This window comes from Pantoea sp. X-Soil-MYKO-1289, assembly GCF_059730625.1.
Window position 1 is genome coordinate 1,017,094 of sequence record NZ_AP036004.1, and the last position, 26,956, is coordinate 1,044,049.

Below are 26,956 nucleotides of genomic sequence, written 5' to 3' on the forward strand. Positions count from 1 at the left end.
ATGAGCTTGCACCAGACGTTACAGGTATTTGAATTATTCGACAGCGCATTGATCGACGGCCAGCAGGTGGTGGATCTTTTTGCCGCCTTCCCCGGCGTGAACGCCAGCTTTAAACGCGTCAGCGGGCCGAAAGGGCGCACCGATTTCGTTCGCATCGACATTCCGGGCGCGCAGGGCAAAGCTGGCGGCGGCAGCGCGCCGACGCTCGGCATTATCGGCCGCCTGGGCGGCATCGGCGCGCGCCCGACGCGCATCGGCATGGTCTCCGACGCCGATGGCGCCGTCGCGGCGGTGAGCAGCGCGCTGAAGCTGGCCGTGATGCAGACCAAAGGCGACGTGCTGGCGGGCGACGTCATCGTCACTACCCATATCTGCCCCGATGCGCCCACGCGTCCGCACGAGCCGGTCGATTTTATGGATTCGCCTATCGACGACGTCACCATGAACGACAATGAGGTGGTGCAGGAGGTTGACGCCATCCTGTCGATCGATACCACCAAGGGCAACCGCATTATCAACCACAAAGGATTTGCGCTGTCGCCTACGGTAAAAGAGGGCTATATCCTGCGCGTATCGGACGATCTGTTGCGCATCATGGAGATGACCACCGGCCGTCCGGCAGTGACCTTTCCCATTACCACTCAGGATATTACGCCTTACGGCAACGGCATCTATCACCTCAACAGCATTCTGCAGCCCTCAACCGCCACCGATGTGCCGGTGGTCGGCGTGGCGATCACCGCCGAGTCGGTGGTGCCGGGCTGCGGCACCGGCGCCAGCCACGAAGTGGATATCGCGGCGGCGGCGAAGTTTGCGGTGGAGGTGGCGAAAGAGTTCGGCCGCGAGACCTGCCATTTCTACGACGCGGACGAATATGCCCGCCTGCTGGCGCTCTATGGCAGCCTGAGCCATCTGCGTAAACGAGACTAATATGACAAAATCCCTGGTTACGCTGACCATCGGTCAGTCGCCGCGCAGCGATATCATGCCGCTGCTGACAGAGTTTTTACCCAGCGAGCAGACCGACCATGTCGGCCTGCTGGATGGGATGAGCGAAGCGGAGATCGCCGCGCGCTACGCGCCGGACGCCCAGGACGGCGTGCTGGTGTCGCGGCTGCAGAACGGCGCGCAGGTGCGTCTGGCCACGGCGAAGGTAGAACAGGGATTGCAGGCGAAAATCGCCGCGCTGGAAGCCGAAGGCTATGACACCATTCTGCTGCTCTGCACCGGCGAGTTCGGCGCGCTGACCGCGAAAAGCGCGCTGCTGCTGGAGCCAGACCGCATTATTCCGCCGCTGGTTGCCGCCATTGTGCAGGAGCATCAGGTCGGCATCGTGGTGCCGGTCGAGGAGCAGATCCGGCAGCAGGCGAATAAGTGGCGCAATCTAGAGCGCCGCCCCTGTTTCGCCGTCGCCAGCCCCTATATTCCCGATAATGAGAAGCTTACCGACGCCGCTCTCTCTCTTCAGGAACAGGGCGCGGACGTGGTGGTGCTGGACTGTGTCGGCTATAACCAGACCCATCGCGACTTTTTGCAGAAGCTGCTCGGCATTCCGGTGCTGCTCTCCAACGTGCTGGTCGCCAAACTGGCCGCTGAACTTATCGTCTGATAACCGACGCGATCACAAAGCGGGAGGCGGCGCTGCAATTCGCGTGACAGATCAGCGAGTTCCGCTCTACACTGCCAGACACCTTAATGTGCTGTGAGGAAGTAATATGCTCAATGTAAGCGAGTATTTTGACGGAAAAGTGAAATCGATCGGTTTCGACAGTGCCAGCACTGGTCGCGCCAGCGTAGGCGTGATGGCGGAAGGCGAATACACCTTCGGCACGGCGCAGCCGGAAGAGATGACGGTAGTGAGCGGATCGCTGAAGGTGCTGCTGCCGGGCGAAACCGAGTGGCAATGGTTTGAAGCGGGTTCGGTGTTCAACGTGCCGGGCCATAGCGAGTTTCATCTGCAGGTGGGCGAGCCGAGTTCCTACCTCTGCCGCTACCTGAAAGAGTAAACATCATCGCAAAGCGGCCCGCGACGTTCTTAGCGCGGGCCGCTTTACTCTATCCCGGCCGTCTGCAGGGCGGTTTTTAGCGGGTGATGGCGACCTGCTCAAGCCGCGTATCCTGCCACGGCGCGTTGCCCAGCTTCGACGCCAGCGGCACCAGCACGCGGAGATCCTCCAGCCACGCGTCGCGCGTCTCAATCCTCTTCTGACTATCACCCTCACTACGACAGGCTACTTGCAGATAGCGGCCGCTGAAAGCGGGGTTGATGCGCTGCGCCTCGCCGCCTGCCAGCACGCTGCACTGCTGCCGCGTGCGGCGCACCTCCGATGACGACGCGCGCTCCACCAAATCCGTGTCGACGGTAAACGTCTGTCCGGCCACCAGCGGAAAACGCAGCGTGGTTTTTAGCGCTTCCAGTCGACTGGGCTGCGAGGCAATCGACATCGCAAACTTCAGCTGGATCAGATTGCCCAGCGTCAGGCGCTGCACCTTCCAGATACCGTAATTTTCCAGCTTGCGCAGGTAGCCTTGCTCGTCGACGTCGATACGCACCGCGACCTTGCCCGAGGGGCTGTTTTCCACCCAGCTCAGCTGGCGAAAACGCGGCAGCGCCCAGGGCGCGATCAGCTGATGAACCTGCTGTTCCAGCCCCTTGTCCAGCGGCAGCGCCGCTAGCACCGAGGCCGGGTTATCGCTCAGAGCGGGCAGAATCGCGCGCGCGTCGCGGCTGACCGCCTTGTGCGTCGCAGAGACAAAGCGGCCCAGCGCGCGGAAGCGTTGCAGATCGGCGGTGGCGCAAAGGCGGGTAAAGGTCTGTTTCATGAGCGGCGTCAGCGGGAAATCGTCTTTGCGACGGGCGATATCCACGCCGTCCAGCGAATCGGTCACGTAGCCTTTGTCATCCACATCCATCATCGACACGGGGGTAAGCGCCTGCGTCTGACAGTTAAAGCGATAGTTTTCTACCTTGAACGCGTAAGGGGCGTCGTAGGGCGGATCGAAATCGCGGGTCGCATAGTCGTAGCCGAGGCGCACCTGCAATTCGTCGCCGCTGCGCTTCAGGCTGGCGACGTCAACGAGCGCGGTGGCGCCGAAGCGGTTGGTCGGTTCGATTTTTTCCCAGACCACCGCTTTCTCCGGCAGGCGACAGATGCGCTTCAGCGTTTCAGGATCCTGATTGGGGCCAGGCTGCGGCGGTGTATAGCGGCCAAATTCGCTGCCGTAGAAGCGCGCGGTGGTCATGCCTTTGGCGTCGAGCAGATTACGATAGAGCGCCTCGGCAGAGAGCGTTTTACAGTCGTAGGCCTGCCAGATCTGCATCGCGCCGCCCGATTTACCGGCCAGCGCCACCATCACGTTAAGGCGGTCGTTGATGCGCAACGCATTCAGGCGGGTAAAAGAGGCGTCGCCAATGCTGGCGGAGGAGAAGAGCATCAACCCGGCGAGCAGCGCCGCGCGGGTAGAGGAACGAAACATAGCGGGAATCCTTTGCCGAAAGAAGTGATTATCGGCAAAGGCGCGTCATTCTTGAACCCTCAGCGTTTTGCTTCGCCGCCCAGCGCTTCCACCAGATTGCTGGTGAGCGCGGCGAGTTCGCTGGTCATCAGGATAAAGTCGGCGTCGAAACGCTGAGCGAAATCTTCGCGGTCGATATCGTCGTTCTGCTCGCGCAGCGTGTCGCTGAACTTCAGGCGCTTCACCGAGCCGTCGTCCGCCAGCACGAACTGAATGCGCTCCTGCCAGTCGAGCGCCAGTTTGGTCACCAGCTTGCCCGCTTCGATATGGTTGGCGATCTCGTCGCACACCAGATCCTGTTTTTTACAGCGGATCACGCCGCCATCTTCGAGGATCGCCTTCAGCTCTGCTTCGTCCATCAGGGCGAAACCGGCGGGCAGATCGCCGGAGCGCACCCATTCGGTCAGCGTCAGCTCAATCGGGCTTTCCAGCGTCAGCGGCACAACCGGCAGCGAGCCGAGGCTCTTGCGCAGCAGCGCCAGCGTATCTTCCGCCTTTTTCGCGCTGGCGCAGTCGACCATGATCAGGTTGTTGACGGTGTCGATCCAGATAAAGGTCTGGCTGAGACGGCTGAAGGCGCGCGGCAGCAGGCTGTGCAGCACTTCATCTTTCAGCGAATCTTTTTCGGTCTTTTTCAGCTTGCGGCTCTGCTCCGCTTCCAGCTTGCTGATCTTCGCTTCCAGCGCCTGCTTCACCACCGGCGACGGCAGGATCTTCTCCTCTTTACGGGCGCAAATCACGATCTGGCCGTTGTTCACGTGGGTCAGCGCGTCGCTGCGGTTGCCCATTGGCGACACCCAGCCGGTTTTGCTCATATCCTGGCTGCCGCAGGGAGAGAAGGTGTAAGCCTCAAGCTGTTTTTCCATGTCGTCTGCAGAGAGCGGAATGTCCCGATTCAGACGATAAACCATCATATTTTTAAACCACAACATCATAATTCCTTACCGGGTCGCGCGATCTGGCGCACAAGTCGAGAGGTCTGCGCGCATGATAGCGAAACATCGAAACGGTTTCATTGCCTTTCCCCGACGCCGCTCCTAATGTATCTCCTACCCAGACGAATAATGAGGAATAATACGTGCGTATAGGTATTGATTTGGGCGGCACCAAGGTCGAAGTGATCGCCCTGTCTGACGAGGGAGATGAGCTGTTTCGCCACCGCGTGGATACGCCGCGCGACGACTATGCCGCCACGGTGCAGGCGATCGCGGATCTGGTGCGTCTCGCCGAAGCGGAAACCGGCCAGACCGGCAGCGTCGGCGTCGGTATTCCCGGTACGATTTCGCCTTACGCGCACCGGGTGAAAAACGCCAACTCCACCTGGCTTAACGGCCAGCCGCTGGATCGCGATCTGGCGCTGGCGCTGCAGCGCGAGGTGCGCATCGCCAACGACGCCAACTGCCTGGCGGTCTCTGAGGCGGTCGACGGCGCGGGCGCCGGTCAGCCGCTGGTGTTCGCGGTGATCATCGGCACCGGATCGGGCGCCGGCGTGGCGATTAACGGCGAAGCGCGCATCGGCGGCAACGGCAACGCGGGCGAGTGGGGCCACAATCCGCTGCCGTGGATGGACGAAGAGGAGCTGCGCTACCGTGAGGAGGTGCCGTGCTACTGCGGCCAGAAAGGCTGCATCGAGACCTTTGTCTCCGGCACCGGCTTCGCCATCGACTACCGGCGGCTGAGCGGCCAGGCGCTGAAGGGCGCGGAGATCGTCAGGCTGATCGCGCAGCAGGATCCCGTCGCCGAGCAGGCGATGCGGCGCTACGAAACCCGGCTGGCGAAGTCGCTGGCGCAGGTGGTGAACCTGCTCGATCCCGATGTGATCGTGCTCGGCGGCGGCATGAGCAATAACGATCGGCTCTACCAGACGGTGCCGGCGCTGATGAAGCAGTGGGTGTTCGGCGGGGAGTGCGAAACGCCGGTGCTAAAAGCAAAACACGGCGATTCGAGCGGGGTGCGCGGCGCGGCCTGGCTCTGGCCGCTGAAAAAGTAGGGACTACTGCGTCGCGCCGAAGGGGAACTGCCAGTCCTCCGGCACGCCGACCGGCGGCAGCGGCAGATTGCGCGCGCTGCTGACCTGCTGCCAGGCGCGCAGGCAGAGCGCCTCGTCGCCTTCGGTGCGCAGCACGCTGTAGCCGCCGTCGGCGCGGCGGTGCGCCGACACCAGGCAGGTCTGGCCCGGATAGCGCGGCGCGACGCTGCTGTTGAAGCTGCCGATCAGCTGGTGCTGAACGTCGCGCAGATAGTTGCACTGCGCCGCCGAATAAGCGCGGTCGCAGCGGAGATTGCTTTGCGGTTTGCTGCTGCATCCCGCCAGCAGCGCGCTGGCGAGCAGCAGCGCCATGCCTGTTTTCATTACGCCTCCTGAGCGCGGGGCAGTTCCAGTTTGCTGTAGCCCAGCCCGTTAATCTTGCGCACCCGAATCTGTACCGGAATGCGCTCTTTCATCGCCTCGACGTGGCTGATTACGCCGATGGTTTTGCCGCTGGCGTTAAGCGCGTCCAGCGCGTCCAGCGCGGTGTCGAGCGTTTCGGCGTCCAGCGTACCGAAGCCCTCGTCGAGAAACAAAGACTCTATGCGGGTTTTCACGCTGACTAAATCTGAAAGTGCCAGCGCCAGCGCGAGGCTGACCAGAAAACTTTCGCCGCCCGAAAGGGTGCGGGTGTCGCGCGCGGCGTCCGCCTGCCAGGTATCGATCACGTCCAGCTCCAGCGCGTCGCTGGCGCGGCGCTGCAGCAGATAGCGGCCGTGCAGCCGATCGAGCTGGCGGTTGGCGAGCGCCACCAGGTGATCCAGCGTCAGCCCCTGCGCGAAGCGGCGGAATTTATCGCCGCTGGCGGAGCCGATAAGATCGTTTAGCTGGCTCCACTGCGTCAGCGCCGCTTCATCCTCTTCGATCTGGGTCATCAGGCTTTGCTGCTGTTCGCGCAGGCGCGCGTCGCTCTGAAGCTGCTGCTGCGCCTCGCCCTGCTGGCGCGCATTGTCGCGCAGCGCCAGACGCAGCGCCTCAAGCTGCGCGTCCAGCGCGGCGGCGTTTTCCGCTGTGCCTTCGGGCTGGCTTTGCTGATGCGTCGCCCGACGCTGAGCCAGCTGCTGTTGCTGAGCCTGCAGCGCCTGGCGCTGCTGCTCAAGCTGCTGTAACCGACTGCGCAGCGCGCGCGCCTCCTCTTCCTCCAGCAGCGCGGCGCGCAGGCTGGCTTCATCGTCAAAACCGGCGGCGGCCAGCGCGGCGCTGAATAATTGCTGCGCCTCGCGCAGCCCCTGGCTGACGTTTTCCTGCTGCGCGTCCAGCTCTGCGGCGCGCCCGGCCAGCTGGCTGAGATGGCTCTGGGTTTTCTGCAGCGCCTCCAGCGCGGCGGCGAGGGCGGTTTCCTGCTGCTGGATCTGCGCCTGCATCTGCCGCCGCGCCGCGGCGACGTCGCTATCGCCGAACAGCGCCTGGCGCGTCGCGCGCTGCTGCGCCAGCGTTGCGTCGCTTTGCGCGCGCAGCTGTTGCAGAGCGTCGAGCCGCTGCCGTTCGCTCTCAACGCGCTGTTGCAGGCTGCTGCACTGCGCCTCGGCGCGCGCCAGCTGCGGCTGAAGCTGAGCCAGCTGTTGCTCGCTCTCGTTCCACTGTTGCCAGCGCTGCTGCTGCTGTTGCAGCCAGCCGTCGCGCGCCGCCGCGTCGGGCAGGGCGAGGCCGGCGTCCGCCAGCGCCTGATGCAGCGCGTCGCGCCGCTGCCGCCAGTCGCGCTCATCCTGTTCCAGACGCTGCGCCAGCGTCGTCGCGCCCTCTTGCAGGTTAGTGAGCGTTTGCTGGGCCAGCTGAAGCTGCTGCTGATGCTGTTGCAGCGCCTGCTGATGCCGCAGATGCTCATCTTTCGCCTGCTGGCGCTGGCGCGCGGCGATCTCCTGCTGACGCATCAGCTGCTGCAGCGCCTGTTCTTCGCTGTTTTGCTGCTGCTGCCAGGCGGCCAGCGCGGCGCTGTCGCCCGCATCGAATGTGAGCGCCAGCTCACGCTGTAACACTCGCCACTGCTGGGTTAAATCATCCAGCCGTTGGGTTTCTGCCGCCAGTTCCTCCTGCAGCCGCTGTTGTTCGGCCTTCGCCTGCTTAACGGCCTCGCCTTTTTTGATGCCCTGTTCACGCAGCGCCTCAACCAGCTGCTCCTGTTCGGCCAGCCGTCGCTGATTCTCGCTCAGCTCCAGCGCGGCGTAGCGCTCGACCGCCGGATGCTGGCAAGAGCCGCACAGCGGGCAGGGCTGCTCGGGTTCCAGGCGCGCGCGCCAGGCCGCCAGATCGGCGATATGCTGCTCCAGCTCGCAAATCTTTTTGATATCGGCCAGCGACGCCTTTTCGCGCGCGAAGGCGGCGCGCAGCGTTTGCAGGGTGTCGTCATCCTGCTGCAGCGTCTTTTCCAGCGCGGCAAGGCGCTGCTGACGCGCGGCGAGATGCTGCTGCAGCGGCGTCCACTGCGAGGCGAGCACCGCCAGCTGCTGGCGCAGCGGGCGGCTCGCCTCGCTTTGCGCCAGGCTGGCCTGCAGCGCCTGCGGCGGATGGCGCTGCTCCAGATCGGCCAGCGCCTGTTGCGTCCTCTCCAGGGCGCTCGCTGCCTGCTGTTCGGCCTGGCTCAGCGGCGTCGCCTGCTGCTCCAGCCGGGCAAGCTCCGCCTGCCGCTGCGCCAGCCGCTGCTGCAGAAGACGCTGCTGCTCGCGCAGCGCCGCCAGCGCGCTTTCGCGCTGCGTCAGCTGAGCGAAACGCTCCTGCCACAGCGCCAGCGAAGGCCCCCACTGCGGCAGCGCGCCCTGATCCGCGCGCCACTGCTGCTGTTTCACCAGCGCGGCCTGCAGGCTGTCGCGCTGCGCCGTTTCCTGCTGCAGCGCGCGTTCGCTTTGCGTTAGCGCCTGCTGCTGCTGGTCGCTTTCCTGTTGTTGCTGCTGCGCCTGCGCCAGCAGGGCGGCGATCTGCTGGTCGAGCGGAATAACCTGCTCCGTCAGCAGCGTCTCCTGCGCCTGCTGCTCGCGCAGCGCGGCGTCGCGCGCCGACTGGGCCGCCTCACGACGCTGCCGGTCGCTCTGCGCCTGCTGCTCGGCGGCCTGGCGCTGCTGTGCGAGCTGCTGCTGCGTCTGCTGCAGGCGCTGCTGCTCATGCAGCAGGCTGTCGCGCTGCGCTAATTTATCGCGCAGCTTCTCCGCCGGCTCGCTGCGCGCCAGCCGCTGGCGATCCGCTTCCGCGTCGCGCCACGCCTGTTCCGCCGCCTCCAGCGCGGCCTGCGCGGCCTGAATGTCGCTGTCGAGCTGCTGCGCCTGGGTCAGCCACTGATGCTGCCTGCGCAGGCTATCGTTCTGCTGAGTAAGCGCCTGCTCCGCTTCGGTCAGCGCACTCAGCTGCTGCTGCAGCGCGGCGCGCGCTTCGGCGTCGAGCAGCGTCAGGGTGCCGGCGCGGCTGCGCAGGTTATCCAGCGCCAGCCGCGCCGCCTTGTGGCGCTCGTAGATGGCGACGGAGATCTGGCCGTAGATTTCGGTGCCGGTTAGCTCCTCCAGCAGTTCGGCGCGCTCGCCGGGTTTCGCGTTAAGGAACGCGGCAAACTGCCCCTGCGACAGCATCATCGAGCGGGTAAAGCGCTCGAAGTCGAGGCCCGACAACGACTCGATCAGTTTTAATTTGTCGTTGACCTTGTCGGCGAAGATTTTGTCGTCGATGCAGCGCGCCAGCTCGACGCGCGGCGCCTGCAGCTTGCCGTCGGCCGCGCCGCGCGCGCGGTTCTGGCTCCAGAAGGCGCGCCAGGCTTCGCCTTTGATCTCGAACTCCACTTCGGCGAGGCATTCGGCGGTGTCGCGCGTCATCAGACCGTTTTGCGTCTGCGACAGCACGCCGAGGCGCGGCGTCTGGTGATAGAGCGCCAGACAGATGGCGTCGAGCAGAGTGGTTTTGCCTGCGCCGGTCGCGCCGGTGATGGCGAACAGGCCGTTGCTGGCGAAGGGTTCGGCGCGAAAGTCGATAAACCATTCGCCCTTCAGCGCGTTGAGGTTTTTAAAGCGCAGCGTGAGGATTTTCATTCGCTCTCCTCCAGCGAGGCGAGGGTGGAGCGGAACAGGGCGCTGAGGCGCGCATGCTCGGATTCTTCGATATCCTCCGCCAGCGCGATGCGGCGGGCGAAGACCTCTTCCACTTTTAGCTCGCTCAGGGTTTCGTTTTTTAGCTGCGCCAGGCTGTGCTGGCGCTGTTCGCGGCTGCGGCGCAGCAGCAGGACCTCGACCGGCAGATCGGCGGTCAGCGCCTCGACGCGGCGCTGCAGATCGCTGAGAAATTCCTGGGTGGTGACTTCGATATCGAGCCAGACCGGCCTGTCGCCCTGATGGTCGGCAAAGGGCGCCAGCTGCGCCTCGATCTCCGCCAGCGAGCCTTTCAGCATTTTCATCGGCTGGAACGGCGGAACGGGCAGCGGCGTCACGCTCTGCAAACCGGCGCTATCCAGCTCCAGTAAAAATACGCTTTTCTCGCTGCCAAGCTCGTCGAAGCTGAGCGGGATCGGCGAGCCGCTGTAGCGAATATGATCGCTGTTGGCGACGCGCTGGGCGCGATGGATATGGCCGAGCGCCACGTAGTCGACGTCGGGAAAAGCCGACGCGGGAAAGGCGTCGAGCGTGCCGATATAGATATCGCGCACCGAATCGCTTTTGCTGACGCCGACGGTGGTGAGATGGCCGGTGGCGATCACCGGCAGCGCCAGCGGATGCGCGCGCGCCGCGTCGACGCTGCGCTGATAGTGCGCGGCGATCGCCTCCAGCAGGCTGAGCTGCTTCTCGCGCCCCGACTGGCCTGCGCGGCTGCGCATAATATCGCGCGGCCGCAGATAGGGAATGGCGCAGAGCAGCGCGCCCGGTTCGCCGGCGCGGTCGCGCAGCAGCAGCAGATTGTGATCCGCCTGCGGCGTGGTGATCACCTGGGTATTCAGGCAGGCGAGCAGGGCGCGCGACTCGTTGAGCGTGGCGACCGAATCGTGATTGCCCGCCAGCACCACCAGCTGACAGCCGGTCGGCTGCAGCGCCACCACGAAACGGTTAAAGAGTTCGCGCGCGTAGCTTGGCGGCGTGCCGCTGTCGAAGAGGTCGCCCGCGACGATCAGCGCATCGACCTGATACTCTTCGATGCGCGCCAGCAGCCAGTCGAGAAAGGCCTGGTGCTCGGCCGCCCGGCTCTTGTTATAGAAAAACTGACCGAGGTGCCAGTCCGCGGTGTGAATGATGCGCATAAAACTCCCTGCGGTAACGGTTTGCCGGAGGATTATACCGGCTATGGCGCAAAAGCGAAAAAAGCGGCGTCGGTTGTTATAAAGCAGTGTTAACGCGCTGATTAAGCGGCTATGTTTTTCATAAAAGTGTCATAAATCTGACGCATAATGGCGCCGCATATAACGGTGACAGCAGTCACATCAGCAGGAGTTGCAATGGCTAAGCGCATTTTGGTTGTGGAAGATGAAGCCCCTATCCGTGAGATGTTGTGCTTTGTTCTGGAGCAGAACGACTACCAGCCCATTGAGGCCGAGGATTATGACAGCGCGATAGGCAAGCTGATTGAGCCCTGGCCTGATTTAATTCTGCTGGACTGGATGTTGCCGGGCGGCAGCGGCATTCAGTTTATCAAGCACCTGAAGCGCGAAGCGCTGACGCGCGATATCCCGGTGATGATGCTGACGGCGCGCGGCGAAGAGGAAGATCGCGTGCGCGGTCTGGAAGTGGGCGCGGATGACTACATCACCAAGCCTTTCTCGCCGAAAGAGCTGATGGCGCGCATCAAGGCGGTGATGCGCCGCATTTCGCCGATGGCGGTGGAGGAGGTGATCGAGATGCAGGGCCTGAGCCTGGACCCGTCGTCGCACCGCGTGATGTCCGAGTCGACGCCGCTGGAGATGGGCCCGACCGAATATAAGCTGCTGCACTTCTTTATGACTCATCCCGAACGCGTCTACAGCCGCGAGCAGCTGCTGAACCACGTCTGGGGCACCAATGTTTATGTGGAAGATCGCACCGTCGATGTGCATATCCGCCGCTTACGTAAGGCGCTGGAAGTTTCCGGCCACGATCGCATGGTTCAAACCGTTCGCGGAACGGGGTATCGTTTCTCCGCCCGCTACTAAACGGAGTCTTTACCGTGCTGGAACGACTCTCCTGGAAGAGACTGCTCTCCGAGCTGGCGCTGGCCTGCCTGCCGGCGCTGATAATCGGTTTGATTTTCGGCTATCTTCCCTGGCTGCTGCTGGTCAGCGTGCTGGGGATGCTGCTGTGGCACTTCTATAATCTGATGCGGCTGTCGCACTGGCTGTGGGTGGATCGCACCATGACGCCGCCCACCGGACAGGCGAGCTGGGAGCCGCTGTTTTACGGCCTCTATCAGATGCAGCTGCGCAACCGTCGGCGGCGGCGCGAGCTGGGCAACCTGATTAAGCGCTTTCGCAGCGGCGCCGAGACGCTGCCCGACGCGGTGGTGCTCACCACGGAAGAGGGCGCCATTTTCTGGTGCAACGGTCTGGCGCAGCAGCACCTCGGTCTGCGCTGGCCGGAAGATAACGGCCAGAACATCCTCAACCTGCTGCGCTATCCGGAATTCTCCCGCTATATTCGCCAGCGCGATTTCAATAAGCCGCTCACCTTAATTCTCAATAATCAGCACCATATGGAGTTCCGCATCATGCCCTACAGCGAAGGGCAGTGGCTGATGGTGGCGCGCGACGTGACGCAGATGCACCAGCTGGAAGGGGCGCGGCGCAATTTCTTCGCCAACGTCAGCCATGAGCTGCGCACGCCGCTGACGGTGCTGCAGGGCTATCTGGAGATGATGAACGACTCGGTGATGAACGAGCGCTCGCGCGGCAAAGCGCTGCAGACCATGCAGGAGCAGACGCGCCGCATGGACAGCCTGGTGCGCCAGCTGCTGACGCTGTCGCGCATCGAGGCGGCGCCGGCTATCGACATGAAAGAGACGGTGGACGTGCCGATGATGCTGCATCTGCTGCAGCGCGAAGCGGAGACGCTGAGCAATGGGCGCCACGAGATCCACTTCCATACCGATCCGCATCTCAAGGTGCTCGGCGACGACGATCAGCTGCGCAGCGCTATCTCGAACCTGGTTTACAACGCGGTCAACCATACGCCGGACGGCACGCGCATCGACATCAGCTGGCTGCGCAGCCGCCAGGGCGCGCAGTTCAAAGTCTGCGACAACGGGCCGGGCATTCCGGCCGAGCACCTGCCGCGTCTGACGGAGCGCTTCTACCGCGTGGATAAGGCGCGCTCGCGCGCCACCGGCGGCAGCGGGCTGGGGCTGGCGATCGTCAAGCACGCCCTTAGCCACCATAATGCGCGGCTGGAGATCGCCAGCATTCCCGATAAAGAGACCTGTTTTACCTTTACGCTGCCGTCAAGGTTGATCGTCAGCGCGGGATTGCAGGAGAATGCCGTCCATTAACCGTTAATGGAACCTCTCATGCGCGCCTTGCTGCTGTTGCTTACTCTCTTCTCGCCCGCGCTGACGCTGGCGGCGGCGCCTCAGCCCGAAATGCTCACCGGCAACCTCAGCAGCGTCGGCTCAGACACGCTGGGAACGCTGATGATGCTGTGGAGCGAAGATTTCAGCGCGCGGGCGCCGGGCGTTAATCTACAGGTGCAGGCTTCCGGCTCGTCCACCGCGCCGACCGCGTTGGCGGCGGGCGCCGCGCAGCTCGGCCCGATGAGCCGCCCCATGCAGGCGGAAGAGCGGCAAACCTTTCAGGCGCGCTATGGCTACGCCCCGCTCGCGGTGCCGGTAGCGCTCGACGCGCTGGTGGTGGTGGTCAATCAGCGCAATCCGCTGACGCAGATCGATATGCGCCAGCTTGACGCCATCTTTTCCGTGACGCGCCTGTGCGGCGCGCCGCAGGTGCCGACGCGCTGGGGCGATATGGGCATGCGCCAGCCCGACTGGGCGCGGCGGCCGATTCAGCGCTACGGACGCAACTCCGCCTCGGGCACCTGGGGCTTTTTCAAGCAGCAGGCGCTGTGCAACGGCGATTTTCGCGCCGACGTGGCGGAGTTTCCCGGCTCGGCCGCCGTGGTGCAGGCGGTCGCCGCCAATCCGCGCAGCATCGGCTACGCCAGCTTCGGTTTTCATCTGAGCGGCGTGAAGACGCTCGCCGTCACTGACGCGCAGGGCGCGGCGGTGGCGCCGGACGCCGACTCTATCCGCAGCGGCCGCTATCCTTGGGCGCGCCCGCTCTATATCTATGTCAATAAGCCGCCGGGCAAGCCGCTGCCGCCGCTGGTAAACGCCTTTCTTCATCAGGTGCTTTCACCGCAGGGACAGCGCCGCGTCAGCGAAGCGGGCTATCTTCCGCTGTCGGCGGCGCAGCGCGATCAGGCGCTGGCTGCGATAGAGGCGAAGTAATCACTAACGTGAATTTTTTTCATCTCCGCTGAAATTTCTTCTGTTGCAGAGAAGGCGCGCGCGTGCCAATCTGTTTACAGACGTTTAGCCATCCAGATGGCTACATATAACTTAGCGAAATTATTCCCTGGCGTGATTAACGTTCAGGGTGCCAGGAGTGAAGATGACCGCACAGACCGCCCCGTTCCGCGCCGATACCGTCGGCAGTTTCCTGCGTCCCACCGCCATCAAAAACGCGCGCGAGCAGTATGCCGCCGGCCAGATCGACAAAGCCGCGCTGACCCGCATCGAAGACGAAGCGATCCGCGACGTGGTGAGCAAGCAGATCGCCAACGGCCTGCAGGTGGTGACCGACGGCGAATTCCGCCGCGCCTGGTGGCACTTCGACTTTTTCGGCGGCCTGGAGGGCGTCGAGCTGTTCGAAGCAGAGCAGGGCATTCAGTTCAACGGCGTGCAGACCAAAGCGCACGGCGTGCGCGTGGTGGGCAAGCTGGGCTTCCGCGATCATCCGATGCTGGAGCATTTTCGCTTCCTGCAGAGCGTCGCAGGCGACGCGGTGCCGAAGATGACCATCCCCAGCCCGAGCGTGCTGCACTTCCGCGGCGGCCGCAAAGTGATCGACGAGAGCGTCTATCCCGACCTGGCGGACTACTTCGACGACCTGGCCGACACCTATAAAACGGCGATCAAAGCCTTTTACGATGCGGGCTGCCGCTATCTGCAGCTGGACGATACCGTCTGGGCCTATCTCTGCTCGGAAGATCAGAAGCGCCAAATCCGCGAGCGCGGCGACGATCCCGAGCAGCTGGCGCACACCTACGCCCGCGTGCTGAACAGAGCGCTGGAGGGCAAGCCCGCCGATCTTACCGTCGGCCTGCACGTCTGCCGCGGCAACTTCCGCTCGACCTGGATTTCTGAGGGCGGCTATGAGCCGGTGGCGGAGATTCTGTTCGGCGGCGTGAACATCGACGCTTTCTTCCTGGAATATGATAACGAGCGCGCCGGCGGCTTCGAGCCTCTGCGCTTTATCAAGCCAGGCCACCAGAAAGTGGTGCTGGGTCTGGTGACCACCAAAAACGGCGAGCTGGAAGATCCGGCGCAGGTGAAGGCGCGTCTGCAGGAGGCGGCGAAGTTCGTCAGCCTTGACCAGATCTGCCTCAGCCCGCAGTGCGGCTTCGCCTCGACAGAAGAGGGCAACAGCCTGAGCGAAGAGCAGCAGTGGGCGAAGATTCGCCTGGTGGTCGATATCGCCGGTCAGGTGTGGTGATGCTGTAAACTTGTGCAAACAGGCGCGTAAAACGCGCCTTTTGTGCATCATGCCGCGTACTTACGCTGAAATTTCTTACTCGCTGCGGAAAAAATAAGCACATCATCTGATGCCTTGCGGAGATATATCCGAGATATTCACTGCTTTTATTCTGTTTTCCGTCATAACCTTCTGGTTTTCCGATCCTGTATTGCCTTTCTCCGCTATAAACGTTCTACTTACGGCCGTTGTCGTAGTATCCCACTTGTGAACAGAACAAAAGCAGCCTAATTCACCTGCGCGACACGATTAAGGCAAGCACAATGCGCTGGCATCGTGCGCTAAGTCGTTGTCAATGCGCGGTCTGGGGACAACATAAACCCAACTTCCACCGCAACACTCGTAACAGGCAATACAGTTGTATGACACATCGTTTAACCTCGAAGGATATCCTCGCGCTGGGCTTTATGACCTTTGCCCTGTTTGTTGGCGCGGGTAACATTATTTTCCCGCCGATGGTCGGTATTCAGTCTGGCGAGCATGTCTGGACGGCCGCCATTGGCTTCTTGATCACCGCCGTCGGCCTGCCGGTGATGACCGTTATCGCGCTGGCGCGCGTTGGCGGCGGCGTCGACGCGCTCAGCACCCCTATCGGCAAGGGCGCCGGACTGCTGCTGGCCACCGTCTGCTATCTGGCGGTCGGCCCGCTGTTCGCCACGCCGCGCACCGCGACCGTATCGTTCGAGATGGGCATCGCGCCGCTGACCGGCGACGGCGCGCTGCCGCTGTTCGTCTACAGCTTTATCTATTTCGCGCTGGTGATTGGCGTTTCGCTCTATCCCGGCAAGCTGCTGGACACCGTGGGCCACTTCCTCGCGCCGCTGAAAATCGTCGCGCTGACGGTGCTCGGCATCGCCGCGCTGATCTGGCCGGCGGGCACCATCGCGCCAGCGACGGAAGACTATCAGCGCGCCGCCTTCTCCAGCGGCTTCGTCAATGGCTATCTCACTATGGATACGCTTGGCGCGCTGGTGTTCGGTATCGTTATCGTCAACGCGGCGCGCTCGCGCGGCGTTGAGAGCGCCAGCCTGCTGACGCGCTATACCGTGATGGCGGGTCTGATCGCCGGCGTCGGCCTGACGCTGGTCTACCTTAGCCTGTTTAAGCTCGGCAACGGCAGCGGCGCGCTGGTGGCGCAGAGCGCGAACGGCGCGGCGATCCTGCATGCCTACGTGCAGCAGACCTTCGGCGGCATGGGCAGTTTCTTCCTGGCGGCGCTGATTTTCGTCGCCTGCATGGTGACGGCGGTCGGTCTGACCTGCGCCTGTGCGGAATTTTTTGCGCAATACCTGCCGTTGTCGTATAAAGCACTGGTCTTTATTCTGGGTCTGTTCTCAATGGTGGTGTCGAACCTCGGCCTGAGCCATCTGATTCAGATTTCGATTCCGGTGCTGACGGCGATCTATCCGCCGTGCATCGTGCTGATCGTGCTGAGCTTCACCCTGAACTGGTGGAACAAGAGCAGCCGTCTGATTGCGCCGACCATGCTGGTCAGCCTGATTTTCGGCATTATCGACGGGGTGAAAACCACCAGCTTTAAAGATATGCTGCCGGCGTTCAGCCAGCAGCTGCCGCTGGCGGACCAGGGACTCGCCTGGCTGCCGCCCGCGCTGGTGATGCTGCTGATCGCGGCGATTGTGGATCGCGTCAAAGGACGCGAGCAGGTTACGGCGCACTCGTAACCGCCGCCGCTGTTCTCTCTGACCACGGGCTTGCCCGTGGTTTTTCTTTTACAGGTACAGGTTGTTATGCAAGAAACCAATAAGCTCAAACGCGGACTGAGCACGCGCCATATCCGTTTTATGGCGCTGGGATCGGCGATTGGCACCGGACTGTTTTACGGGTCGGCGGATGCCATCAAGATGGCGGGGCCGAGCGTGCTGCTCGCCTATATTATCGGCGGCGCGGTGGCCTATATCATTATGCGCGCGCTTGGCGAGATGTCGGTGAATAACCCGCAGGCCAGCTCCTTTTCGCGCTATGCGCAGGACTATCTCGGGCCGCTGGCGGGCTATATCACCGGCTGGACCTACTGCTTTGAGATCCTGATCGTCGCCATTGCCGACGTGACCGCCTTCGGCATCTATATGGGCGTCTGGTTTCCTGATGTGCCGCACTGGATTTGGGTGCTGAGCGTGGTGTTGATCATCGGCGCCGTCAACCTGATGAGCGTGAAGGTGTTCGGCGAAGTCGAATTCTGGTTCTCTTTCTTCAAGGTCGCCACCATTGTGGTGATGATCGTCGCCGGTTTCGCGATGATTTTCTGGGGCATCGGCAACGGCGGCCAGCCGACCGGCATTCATAACCTGTGGAGCAACGGCGGCTTCTTCGCCCACGGCATCGTCGGCATGCTGCTGTCGCTGCAGATGGTGATGTTCGCCTACGGCGGCATCGAGATTATCGGCATTACCGCTGGCGAAGCCAAAGATCCGGCGCAGTCGATTCCGCGCGCCATTAACTCGGTGCCGATGCGCATTCTGGTGTTTTACGTCGGCACGCTGTTCGTGATTATGTCGATCTATCCGTGGAATCAGGTTGGCACCAACGGCTCGCCTTTCGTGCTGACCTTCCAGCATCTCGGCATCGCCGCCGCCGCCTCTATCCTGAATTTCGTGGTGCTGACGGCGTCGCTGTCGGCGATCAACAGCGATGTGTTCGGCGTCGGACGTATGCTGCACGGTATGGCGCAGCAGGGCCACGCGCCGAAGATGTTTATGAAGGTGTCCGCGCGCGGTATTCCCTGGGTGACGGTGGTGGTGATGATGGCGGCGATGCTGATCGCGGTCTATCTCAACTATCTGATGCCGGAGAAAGTCTTCCTGGTTATCGCCTCGCTGGCCACCTTCGCCACCGTCTGGGTGTGGATTATGATCCTGCTGTCGCAGATCGCTTTCCGCCGCAAGATCGGCAAAGAGGCGGCGAGCAAGCTGCAGTTCGCGGTGCCGGGCGGCATCTGGACCTCGCTGTTCGGCGTGCTGTTCCTGGGCTTTATTATCGCGCTGATCGGCTACTTCCCGGATACGCGGATTTCGCTCTATGTGGGACTGGTGTGGATTGTGCTGCTGCTGGCGGGCTATAAGCTGGTGCGTAAGTCATAAATCGTTATAAGACGAAAACGGCCCGCGCAAGAGATTGCGCGGGCCGTTTTGCTCTTCGGGCTATACCTGCCGCATCTATATGATGAGCCGTCTGTTTCGGCGCTACCAGCGGCTGCCCAGCGCGATCTCCACGCCCTGCGGACTCAGATGGCTATCGTCGTAATAGAGCGGCAGGCCCTGCCAGGTCACCAGGCAGCCGCTGCGGTTGCATAAATTTTCCTGTAGCGACACCACGCGCACGTCGCGCTGTTCGTAGCCGCGCAGCAGCCGCGTCACGTCCGCTTCCGGCAGGGAGTAGAGCCGGGTGCGGGCGTTCTGCGTCGGCAGGGGTTTCCAGTCGCTCAGCCACTGGCTCAGCTCGCGGCGCAGCGGCATATTGCGGTTGTTGCTGTAGCGCAGGGGATCCAGCGACAGCAACGGCGCATCCTCAATCAATACCACCTTTTTACCCGCCTGGCGCAGCTGGGCGATAACCCCGTCCATGCCCTGTTTCAGCGCGCTGAGGTTGTCTCTGTCGGGATGATGAAGGTCGCGGTAGCCTGCGCCGGGCAGCGTTTCGATGCCGGCCGCCCAGGAAGCGGCGATCACCACCTCGTCGATGCGCGGGCTGAGCAGCGCTTTCATGACTGCGGCGTTGAACGTCGCGCACTGGCTGGCGTGCGCCGGCTGCTGGTAGAGCGCGCGCGTGACGCCCGCCGCCAGCAGCGGGCAGGTGTCTTTCGTGAGCTGAAAGAGCGGTTTGTCCTGCGCCTCGGCGTAGCGCGCCACGGCGAGACGCATCGCCGCCGCATGGCTGTCGCCGACCAGCGCGATGCCGGGACGCGACCGCTCAGGCTGGCAGCGCGCGCTGGCTGAGGGCAGCCCTGCGCCGTTCCCGACCAGGCAGGGATCGGCCTGGGCGTCGATTTTGTAGGCTTCGCTGCTGATCACCTTATCGTTGACGCGCCATGGCAGGCCGCCGCTGCTCCACAGGCCGACCATCGCGACGGCGGCGGCGCCTGAGATCAGGCAATAGACGGGGATGACCGCGCGCGGGGCGCTGGCCGGGCGGCGGAACGGCTGCTCGACGTAGCGCCACGACAGCCAGGCGACGCCGAGCGCCATGGCGCTGATGCTCAGCCCCTGATTGACGCTAACCGGGCCGTCGCTGCAGATGCGCGCCAGCGCCAGCAGCGGCCAGTGCCACAGGTACCAGGAGTAAGAGACTTTGCCGATAAAGCGCATTGGCGCGTTTTCCAGCGCCAGGCGGCTGAGTGTGCTGCGCGCCGCGATCAGCAGGCAGGCCGCCAGCACCGGCAGTAGCGCCTGGCTGCCGGGAAACCCCTCGCCGTTGCTGAGCCGGCGCGCGCAGAAGGCGATCAGCGCCAGTCCGGCCAGCGTGAAGAGGTTGGCCCACAGGCCGCCGATCGGCCGCGGTCTCCACAGCGCCAGCAGCACGCCCGCGCCCAGCTCCCAGCCGCGCGTCGGCAGCAGGTAGAAGGCCTGCGAGCTATTTTGCGGCGTCAGCCAGATACAGCTCGCCAGCGACAGCAGGCTTAGCAGCGCCACTACCGCGAATAATAAGGCGCGCTTTCTGGCGGCCAGCAGCATGATAAATGGCAGCACAAGATAGAACTGCTCTTCAATGCCGAGCGACCAGGTGATCAGCAGCGGATTTAAATCCGCCGGCGCGCTGAAATAATCCGCGCCTTTAAGCAGAATAATATTGGGCACCGAAAGAAAGACGCCAAAGCTGTATTTCGCCAGCTGGCTATACTCCAGCGGCGAGAGCAGGAAATAGCCGATAAACAGCAGGCCGAATAGCATGGTCAGCAGCGCAGGCGCGATGCGGCGAATACGGCGCAAGGCGAAGCGATAGAGCGAGAACTGGCCAGCAGCGTAGTCGCGATAGAGTGCGCCGCCGATAAGAAAGCCTGAAATAACAAAGAAGAGGTCAACGCCGACGTAGCCGCCGGGCAGGGTGCTGACGCCCGCGTGAAACAGCACAACCAGCAGGATCGCCACTGCGCGCAGGCCGTCGATATCCGCGCGATAATCCCGTGATGAGAGCGTTTTCATTATCGGATCCCCCGAGTATCGACAAAGGTATTTAACACCGCTGATGTCGTTGGCGCCGCCCATAAAGAAATCGGCGAATCCAGTCGCCGAATTAATCAAAAGACAAAATAAAAAATAATGATAAAGGGATGATTGACGCCTTTATTTTATGTCAAAAAAGGGCAGGGAAATCATATCGACGCGAATATAGAAAAGTTCGCAGTGGCGCTGAAAAAACAGTGCAGCGGCGATTAAGGATAAAAGGGCGATAGATTAGGCAGGCTAAAGGCAGAATAAGAAGAAAAGGCGCAGACGCGGAGAGCATCACCCGACGGGCCAGCACGCTGCGCGTTGGCCCGCTACCGGGCCGAGCGCGCAGGGGGACGACTGGGTTTGCGATCGCGCCATCCTCTCCGCGACATAGACTATGGCGCCGCCTGTATAAAGGCGCGTCTGGCTCAGGTTTCTTTAATGGCGTCAGGGCCGAGCAGCGCGTTGATTTGCGCGTAGATCGCCGGGTTGGCCAGCAGCACCGGATTACCGTTTTTCAGGCCGTCGTTGGCAAGATAGTCGTTGGCGACGCCGCCCGCTTCGCGCATCAGCACGATGCCCGGCAGGCTGTCCCAGGGGTTCATATGCGCTTCGTAATAGCCGATCAGACGGCCCGCCGCCGCCCAGGCGGTGGTGAGCGCGCCGGAGCCGATGCGAACGAACATGCCGCCCTCGGCAAGCAGGCCCTGAATGAACGCGGCGGTCTGTTGCGCCGGCGCGCGGCTGGAGTTGCTTAATCCCAGCACGCCCTCGCTGAGATGCTGCGCGCCGTGCGCCTGCAGGCGCGTGTCGTTGACCCAGGCGCCGCGGCCCGCGCAGGCGTGAAACAGCTCCTGATGGTTCGGGTCGCACACCACGCCGATCAGCGCTTCGCCGTCGCACAACACGGCAAGGGAGACGCACCAGTTATGCAGGCCGTTAAGGAAGCAGGCGGTGCCGTCGATAGGGTCCACCACCCATGCCCAGCGCGCGCCCTCGACCTCGCCGCCGCTCTCTTCACCCAGCACCGCATCGTCCGGGAAGCGTTCGGCGATCAGGGTTTTAATCAGCTCTTCGACGTTGCGGTCCGCCTCGCTGACCACATCCTGTAAATCCCGCTTGTGTTCCACCACCAGCTGCTGGCGCTGCTGATACCAGGCATAGGCGCGGCTGCCCGCCGCGCGGGCGATTTCACAGGCATAGTGGTAACGCGCGTCTGTTTCGGTTTGCGAAGCGGATGACATCCTTTCCCTCTTATGATTTGTCACGCGGCTGAATCGATCATTCGCCGGAAATAGCGTGCAGGATGCACGCTATTGTTAAGCAGGGTTTCATTAAGCCGCAAATGCAGAGGGCTGGCAAGTCGGGAAAAGGTTAGAGCGTTTTGCTGCGCGCCAGCGCCATCAGGCGCGGGTAGAAGCGGAAAAAGAGCGTTTCCAGCTGGTCGTAGTGGTCGGTGAAATCCTGATAGGAGTCGCGCAGCGCGGCGAGACGCGGCCGACGCTGGGCCATGCCGCTAAGCACGCGCGCCATGCGCGCCGGATCGGCGTAGTGCTCGAACCAGCGTTCGCGCCACATCACGGCGTTGAGCGCCTGAAAGCTCTCCGGCGTGCCCGCCATCTGCGGCACCACGCGCTGTTCGGCAAAGCGCGAGAAGGCCGCCAGCGTGATCTCAGGATGGAGGGTTGTCCAGTGGCGGGCGAGAAAGTGATCCCACACCACGTCAAGGGTAATGGGCGCAACGCGGCGCGTTTCTGGTCGAAACAGCGGGCGCGCCTCCTGCACTTCCGGCAGGGCGTCGGTCATCGCATCGAGCCGGCGGTGCATCAGAATGCCGTCGGCAACCGGCGTCGGCCACTGTTCGTGCGGGTTTCCGCGCACGAAATCCGCCAGCAGGTTGCCGAGCAGCGAGCTATCGGCGAGATGAGCGAGGTGAAGATGGGCAAGAAAGTTCATGCCGCATTATAGCCAGAAGTGCGAACGTGCAGCCAGTTGTTCAGAATTGGCCGCTTTTCCGCTAAACTGTGCCGCCTGTTTTTATGCCTGAGTAAGAAGTTAGCCATGCGTGTCGCCGATTTTACTTTTGAGTTGCCTGAATCTCTTATCGCCCACTATCCGCAGGCGCAGCGCAGCGGTTGTCGCCTGCTGTCGCTGGACGGTCCGAGCGGGCAGCTGACGCACGGGGTCTTTACCGACGTGCTGGAGAAGCTGAATCCCGGCGATCTGCTGGTGTTCAACAATACGCGGGTGATCCCGGCGCGCGTTTACGGCCGGAAGGCGAGCGGCGGCAAAATCGAAATGCTGGTGGAGCGCATGCTGGACGAGAAGCGCGTGCTGGCGCACGTGCGCGCCTCTAAAGCGCCGAAGCCTGGCGCGGAGCTGCTGCTGGGCGACGACGAGAGCGTGAAGGCGACGATGGTGGCGCGTCACGACGCCCTGTTCGAGATTGCGTTCGAAGATGACCGCGCGGTGCTGGATATTCTCAACAGCGTCGGCCATATGCCGCTGCCGCCCTATATCGATCGTCCCGACGAAGAGGCGGATCGCGAGCTTTATCAGACCGTCTACAGCGCGCGTCCCGGCGCGGTAGCGGCGCCGACCGCCGGACTGCACTTCGACGAGCCGCTGCTGGCGGCGCTGCGCGAAAAGGGCGTCGAGATGGCGTTCGTGACGCTGCACGTCGGCGCGGGCACCTTTCAGCCGGTGCGCGTCGACAGCATCGAAGAGCATGTCATGCACTCTGAATATGCCGAAGTGCCGCAGGAGGTGGTCGACGCGGTGCTGGCGTGCAAAGCGCGCGGCAATAAAGTGGTCGCCGTCGGCACCACCTCGGTGCGCTCGCTGGAGAGCGCGGCGCAGGCCAGCCAGCAAGCGCTGATTGCGCCCTTCTTCGACGACACCCAGATCTTTATCTATCCCGGCTACCAGTATCAGGTGATCGACGCGCTGATCACCAATTTCCACCTGCCGGAATCGACCCTGATTATGCTGGTGTCGGCCTTTGCCGGCTATCAGCACACCATGGCGGCCTATCACGCCGCTGTGGCAGAACAATATCGCTTCTTCAGCTATGGCGACGCGATGTTCATTACGAAAAATCCGCAGGCGCCGCACGAGAAAATCGGCGCCTGATGACGTCCGGTTTACGGCGGCGCCGTAAACTGCTTGTTTAACCATCGCATCAGACTGTTTCTCTGATGGAGGCTTTGTGAAGTTTGAACTCGACACTACCGACGGGCGCGCGCGCCGTGGCCGTCTGATTTTCGATCGCGGCGTGGTGGAAACCCCGGCGTTTATGCCGGTGGGCACCTACGGCACGGTTAAGGGCATGACGCCGGAAGAGGTGCAGGAAACCGGCGCGCAGATTATCCTCGGCAATACCTTCCATCTCTGGCTGCGTCCTGGCCAGGAGATCATGAAGCTGCATGGCGATCTGCATGACTTTATGCAGTGGAAAGGGCCGATTCTGACCGATTCCGGCGGTTTCCAGGTGTTCAGCCTCGGCGATATCCGCAAGATCACCGAAGCGGGCGTTCACTTCCGCAACCCGATCAACGGCGATCCGATCTTTCTCGATCCGGAAAAATCGATGGAGATTCAGTTCGATCTGGGATCGGACATCGTGATGATCTTCGACGAATGCACGCCATACCCGGCGGACTGGGACTACGCGAAGCGCTCGATGGAGATGTCGCTGCGCTGGGCGCGACGCAGTCGCGATCGCTTCGACAGCCTGGGCAACAAGAACGCGCTGTTCGGCATTATCCAGGGCTCTGTTTACGAAGATTTACGTGATGTCTCGGTCAAAGGTCTGGTAGAGATTGGCTTTGATGGGTACGCTGTGGGCGGCCTGGCGGTGGGTGAGCCGAAAGAGGACATGCATCGCATCCTGGAGCACGTTTGTCCGCAGATCCCGCAGGATAAACCTCGTTACCTGATGGGCGTCGGCAAGCCGGAAGATCTGGTGGAAGGCGTACGTCGCGGCATTGATATGTTCGACTGCGTGATGCCGACGCGCAACGCGCGCAACGGCCATCTGTTCGTCACCGACGGCGTGGTGAAAATCCGTAACGCGAAGCATAAAGACGACACCTCGCCGCTGGATGCGGAGTGTGATTGCTACACCTGTCGCAATTACAGCCGCGCCTACTTGCATCATCTTGATCGCTGTAACGAAATACTCGGCGCGCGCCTGAATACCATTCATAACCTGCGCTACTACCAGCGCCTGATGGCGGGTTTACGCCAGGCTATTGAAGAGGGTAAATTGGAGCGCTTTGTTAGCGAGTTCTACCAACGGACGGGCAAAGCGGTTCCGCCGTTAAACGTCTGATAATTCTATCAATGAGGGAAATTAAATGAGCTTTTTCATTTCTGACGCCGTGGCTGCCGCAGGTGCACCGTCGCAGGGAAGTCCGTATTCTCTGGTGATCATGCTGGTGGTGTTTGGCCTGATTTTTTACTTCATGATCCTGCGTCCGCAGCAGAAGCGTGCGAAAGAGCACAAAAAGCTGATGGATTCCATCGCGAAAGGCGACGAAGTGCTGACCAGCGGCGGCCTGGTAGGCCGCGTAACGAAAGTTTCTGACACGGGCTATGTTTCTATCGCCCTGAACGAGACGAACGAAGTGGTTATCAAACGTGATTTCGTGGCTGCCGTCCTGCCGAAAGGTACGATGAAGGCGCTCTAATATTTACTTCCCTAAGGGAACTGCCGTGTTAAATCGTTATCCTTTGTGGAAGTACGTGATGCTGGTCGTCGTCATTCTTGTCGGCCTGCTCTATGCGCTTCCCAACCTGTATGGTGAGGATCCGGCCGTTCAGATCACTGGCGCGCGCGGCGTCGCCGCCAGTGAACAAACGTTGGATCAGATTCAGAACCTGTTAAAACAAGAGAATATCCAGAGCAAATCCCTCGCGCTGGAAAACGGCGCCATCCTGGCGCGTTTCCCCAATACGGATGTGCAGCTGCGCGCCCGTGAAGCGATTGTGAATAAGCTTGGCGAGAACTACGTCGTCGCGCTCAACCTTGCGCCGGCTACCCCGCGCTGGCTGAGCATGCTGGCGGCTGAGCCGATGAAGCTCGGTCTGGATCTGCGCGGCGGCGTGCACTTCCTGATGGAAGTGGATATGGACACCGCGCTGGGCAAGCTGCAGGAGCAGAATGCCGACAGCCTGCGCAGCGACCTGCGCGAAAAGAATATCCCCTATACCAACGTCAATAAAATCGCCAACTACGGCGTGGAAATCCGTTTCCGCGACGGCGACAGCCGCGATGCCGCGATTAACTGGCTGAGCGCGCGCCATCGCGACATGGTCATCTCCTCCAGCGGCAGCGACGCGCTGCGCGCGGTCATGAGCGACGCGCGTCTCAGCGAAGCGCGCGAATACGCCGTTCAGCAGAACATCACTATTCTGCGTAACCGCGTTAACCAGCTCGGCGTCGCCGAACCGCTGGTGCAGCGTCAGGGCACCGATCGCATCGTCGTTGAACTGCCGGGCATTCAGGATACCGCGCGCGCCAAAGAGATCCTCGGCGCCACCGCGACCCTGGAGTTCCGTCTGGTGAACACCACCGCCGATCCGACCGCCGCCGCCAACGGCCGCGTGCCGGGCGACTCGGAAGTGAAGCAGACGCGCGAAGGTCAGCCGGTTGTGCTCTACAAGCGCGTGATCCTGACCGGTGACCATATCACCGACTCAACGTCCAGCATGGACGAGTACAACCAGCCGCAGGTCAATATCTCCCTGGACGGCGCGGGCGGCAATATCATGTCTAACTTCACCAAGGACAACATCGGCAAGCCGATGGCGACCCTGTTTGTGGAGTACAAAGACAGCGGTAAGAAAGACGCCAACGGTCGCGCGGTGCTGGTGAAACAGGAAGAGGTGATCAACGTCGCCAATATCCAGTCTCGCCTCGGCAACAGCTTCCGCATCACCGGCATCAACAACCCGAACGAAGCGCGTCAGCTCTCGCTGCTGCTGCGTGCGGGCGCGCTGATTGCGCCGATTCAGATCGTGGAAGAGCGCACTATCGGCCCGACCATGGGCGCGCAGAATATCACGCAGGGGCTTGAAGCCTGTCTGTGGGGTCTGATCGCTTCGATTCTGTTTATGGTGGTGTTCTATAAGAAGTTCGGCCTGATCGCCACCAGCGCGCTGCTGTGCAACCTGGTGCTGATTGTCGGCGTCATGTCGCTGCTGCCGGGCGCCACGCTCACCATGCCGGGTATCGCCGGTATCGTGCTGACGCTGGCGGTGGCGGTGGATGCGAACGTACTGATTAACGAGCGTATTAAGGAAGAGCTGAGAAACGGCCGTTCCGTGCAGCAGGCGATCCATGAAGGCTACAAAGGCGCCTTCTCCAGTATCGTCGATGCTAACGTGACCACGCTGATCAAAGTCATCATCCTGTATGCCGTTGGTACGGGTTCAATTAAAGGCTTTGCGATTACCACCGCAATTGGTATCGCCACCTCGATGTTTACCGCGATCGTTGGAACGCGCGCCATCGTGAACCTGGTGTACGGCGGCAAGCGCATCAACAAGCTGTCTATCTGAGGAGTG

22 protein-coding genes are annotated in these 26,956 nt (G+C 62.2%); 14 read left to right on the forward strand and 8 right to left on the reverse strand.

The genetic code is table 11. From position 1 onward, the window contains the following. From AC6I7Z_RS04830 to ppnP, 3 genes are all read left to right on the forward strand, one after another. Positions 1-930, forward strand: a complete 930-nt coding sequence (locus AC6I7Z_RS04830; RefSeq protein WP_497813343.1) for a DUF1177 domain-containing protein — start codon at positions 1-3, stop codon at positions 928-930. 1 nt (position 931) lies between these two features. Continuing rightward, the gene (locus AC6I7Z_RS04835) at positions 932-1,609 is read left to right on the forward strand and encodes an AroM family protein (RefSeq protein ID WP_497813344.1); all 678 of its coding nucleotides are present in this window, start codon (positions 932-934) and stop codon (positions 1,607-1,609) included. 106 nt (positions 1,610-1,715) lie between these two features. Continuing rightward, a complete protein-coding gene (ppnP, locus tag AC6I7Z_RS04840) occupies positions 1,716-2,006 on the forward strand; it encodes a pyrimidine/purine nucleoside phosphorylase (RefSeq protein ID WP_033752757.1) in 291 nt (96 codons plus the stop codon). Between the two features lie 76 nt (positions 2,007-2,082). On the opposite strand, the gene AC6I7Z_RS04845 is transcribed toward ppnP, so the two are convergent. Both AC6I7Z_RS04845 and rdgC read right to left on the reverse strand, forming a co-directional pair. Continuing rightward, positions 2,083-3,477, reverse strand: coding sequence for a hypothetical protein (locus AC6I7Z_RS04845; protein ID WP_497813345.1), 1,395 nt, complete (start codon positions 3,475-3,477; stop codon positions 2,083-2,085). Positions 3,478-3,536: 59 nt separating this feature from the next. After that, a complete protein-coding gene (rdgC, locus tag AC6I7Z_RS04850) occupies positions 3,537-4,448 on the reverse strand; it encodes a recombination-associated protein RdgC (protein ID WP_033788768.1) in 912 nt (303 codons plus the stop codon). A 146-nt stretch (positions 4,449-4,594) separates the two neighbouring features. Between rdgC and mak the strand changes: the two genes are divergently transcribed. Continuing rightward, complete coding sequence (mak, locus tag AC6I7Z_RS04855; RefSeq protein WP_497813346.1) at positions 4,595-5,506, forward strand: fructokinase; 912 nt, start codon at positions 4,595-4,597, stop codon at positions 5,504-5,506. Positions 5,507-5,509: 3 nt separating this feature from the next. On the opposite strand, the gene AC6I7Z_RS04860 is transcribed toward mak, so the two are convergent. From AC6I7Z_RS04860 to sbcD, 3 genes are read right to left on the reverse strand one after another with little or no spacing between them, the layout of a single operon-like run. Then, entirely contained in the window at positions 5,510-5,869 is a 360-nt protein-coding gene (locus AC6I7Z_RS04860; RefSeq protein WP_497813347.1) for a cell envelope integrity TolA family protein, read from the reverse strand. Beyond that, positions 5,869-9,552, reverse strand: coding sequence for an AAA family ATPase (locus AC6I7Z_RS04865; protein WP_497813348.1), 3,684 nt, complete (start codon positions 9,550-9,552; stop codon positions 5,869-5,871). The genes AC6I7Z_RS04860 and AC6I7Z_RS04865 overlap by 1 nt, the downstream gene beginning before the upstream one ends. Beyond that, entirely contained in the window at positions 9,549-10,748 is a 1,200-nt protein-coding gene (sbcD, locus tag AC6I7Z_RS04870) for an exonuclease subunit SbcD (RefSeq protein ID WP_497813349.1), read from the reverse strand. The genes AC6I7Z_RS04865 and sbcD overlap by 4 nt, the downstream gene beginning before the upstream one ends. Before the next feature lie 195 nt (positions 10,749-10,943). Between sbcD and phoB the strand changes: the two genes are divergently transcribed. The 6 genes from phoB (at position 10,944) to proY (ending at position 18,319) form a co-directional block, all read left to right on the forward strand. Next, the gene (gene phoB, locus AC6I7Z_RS04875) at positions 10,944-11,633 is read left to right on the forward strand and encodes a phosphate response regulator transcription factor PhoB (RefSeq protein WP_033752752.1); all 690 of its coding nucleotides are present in this window, start codon (positions 10,944-10,946) and stop codon (positions 11,631-11,633) included. A 14-nt stretch (positions 11,634-11,647) separates the two neighbouring features. Continuing rightward, positions 11,648-12,961, forward strand: coding sequence for a phosphate regulon sensor histidine kinase PhoR (phoR, locus tag AC6I7Z_RS04880; protein ID WP_497813350.1), 1,314 nt, complete (start codon positions 11,648-11,650; stop codon positions 12,959-12,961). Positions 12,962-12,979: 18 nt separating this feature from the next. Further along, complete coding sequence (locus AC6I7Z_RS04885; protein ID WP_497813351.1) at positions 12,980-13,915, forward strand: PstS family phosphate ABC transporter substrate-binding protein; 936 nt, start codon at positions 12,980-12,982, stop codon at positions 13,913-13,915. Positions 13,916-14,078: 163 nt separating this feature from the next. Continuing rightward, complete coding sequence (locus AC6I7Z_RS04890) at positions 14,079-15,182, forward strand: cobalamin-independent methionine synthase II family protein (protein WP_497813352.1); 1,104 nt, start codon at positions 14,079-14,081, stop codon at positions 15,180-15,182. 401 nt (positions 15,183-15,583) lie between these two features. Beyond that, complete coding sequence (gene brnQ / locus AC6I7Z_RS04895; protein ID WP_048783404.1) at positions 15,584-16,903, forward strand: branched-chain amino acid transporter carrier protein BrnQ; 1,320 nt, start codon at positions 15,584-15,586, stop codon at positions 16,901-16,903. Positions 16,904-16,969: 66 nt separating this feature from the next. Then, positions 16,970-18,319 (forward strand): proline-specific permease ProY, encoded by a 1,350-nt coding sequence (gene proY / locus AC6I7Z_RS04900; RefSeq protein ID WP_497813353.1) that lies wholly within the window; start codon positions 16,970-16,972, stop codon positions 18,317-18,319. A 102-nt stretch (positions 18,320-18,421) separates the two neighbouring features. On the opposite strand, the gene AC6I7Z_RS04905 is transcribed toward proY, so the two are convergent. The 3 genes from AC6I7Z_RS04905 to AC6I7Z_RS04915 all read right to left on the reverse strand — a co-directional run bounded on the left by AC6I7Z_RS04905 (position 18,422) and on the right by AC6I7Z_RS04915 (position 22,342). Then, positions 18,422-20,377: an acyltransferase family protein gene (locus AC6I7Z_RS04905; RefSeq protein ID WP_497813354.1), complete on the reverse strand. Its 1,956-nt coding sequence runs from the start codon at positions 20,375-20,377 to the stop codon at positions 18,422-18,424. Between the two features lie 437 nt (positions 20,378-20,814). Continuing rightward, positions 20,815-21,630 carry an inositol monophosphatase family protein gene (locus tag AC6I7Z_RS04910; protein WP_497813355.1) on the reverse strand — a complete coding sequence of 272 codons (816 nt, stop codon included), beginning with the start codon at positions 21,628-21,630 and terminating at the stop codon, positions 20,815-20,817. A 130-nt stretch (positions 21,631-21,760) separates the two neighbouring features. Next, a complete protein-coding gene (locus tag AC6I7Z_RS04915; protein ID WP_497813356.1) occupies positions 21,761-22,342 on the reverse strand; it encodes an ACP phosphodiesterase in 582 nt (193 codons plus the stop codon). A 105-nt stretch (positions 22,343-22,447) separates the two neighbouring features. Here AC6I7Z_RS04915 and queA point away from each other — a divergent pair, with 105 nt between their 5' ends. The 4 genes from queA to secD all read left to right on the forward strand — a co-directional run bounded on the left by queA (position 22,448) and on the right by secD (position 26,950). After that, the gene (gene queA / locus AC6I7Z_RS04920; protein WP_497813357.1) at positions 22,448-23,518 is read left to right on the forward strand and encodes a tRNA preQ1(34) S-adenosylmethionine ribosyltransferase-isomerase QueA; all 1,071 of its coding nucleotides are present in this window, start codon (positions 22,448-22,450) and stop codon (positions 23,516-23,518) included. A gap of 76 nt (positions 23,519-23,594) precedes the next feature. Continuing rightward, on the forward strand, positions 23,595-24,719 hold the full coding sequence (tgt, locus tag AC6I7Z_RS04925; protein ID WP_033752742.1) for a tRNA guanosine(34) transglycosylase Tgt: 1,125 nt from the start codon (positions 23,595-23,597) through the stop codon (positions 24,717-24,719). Positions 24,720-24,744: 25 nt separating this feature from the next. Continuing rightward, a complete protein-coding gene (gene yajC, locus AC6I7Z_RS04930; protein ID WP_033752741.1) occupies positions 24,745-25,077 on the forward strand; it encodes a preprotein translocase subunit YajC in 333 nt (110 codons plus the stop codon). A gap of 25 nt (positions 25,078-25,102) precedes the next feature. After that, positions 25,103-26,950: a protein translocase subunit SecD gene (gene secD / locus AC6I7Z_RS04935; protein WP_071997378.1), complete on the forward strand. Its 1,848-nt coding sequence runs from the start codon at positions 25,103-25,105 to the stop codon at positions 26,948-26,950. Positions 26,951-26,956: the final 6 nt, after the last annotated feature.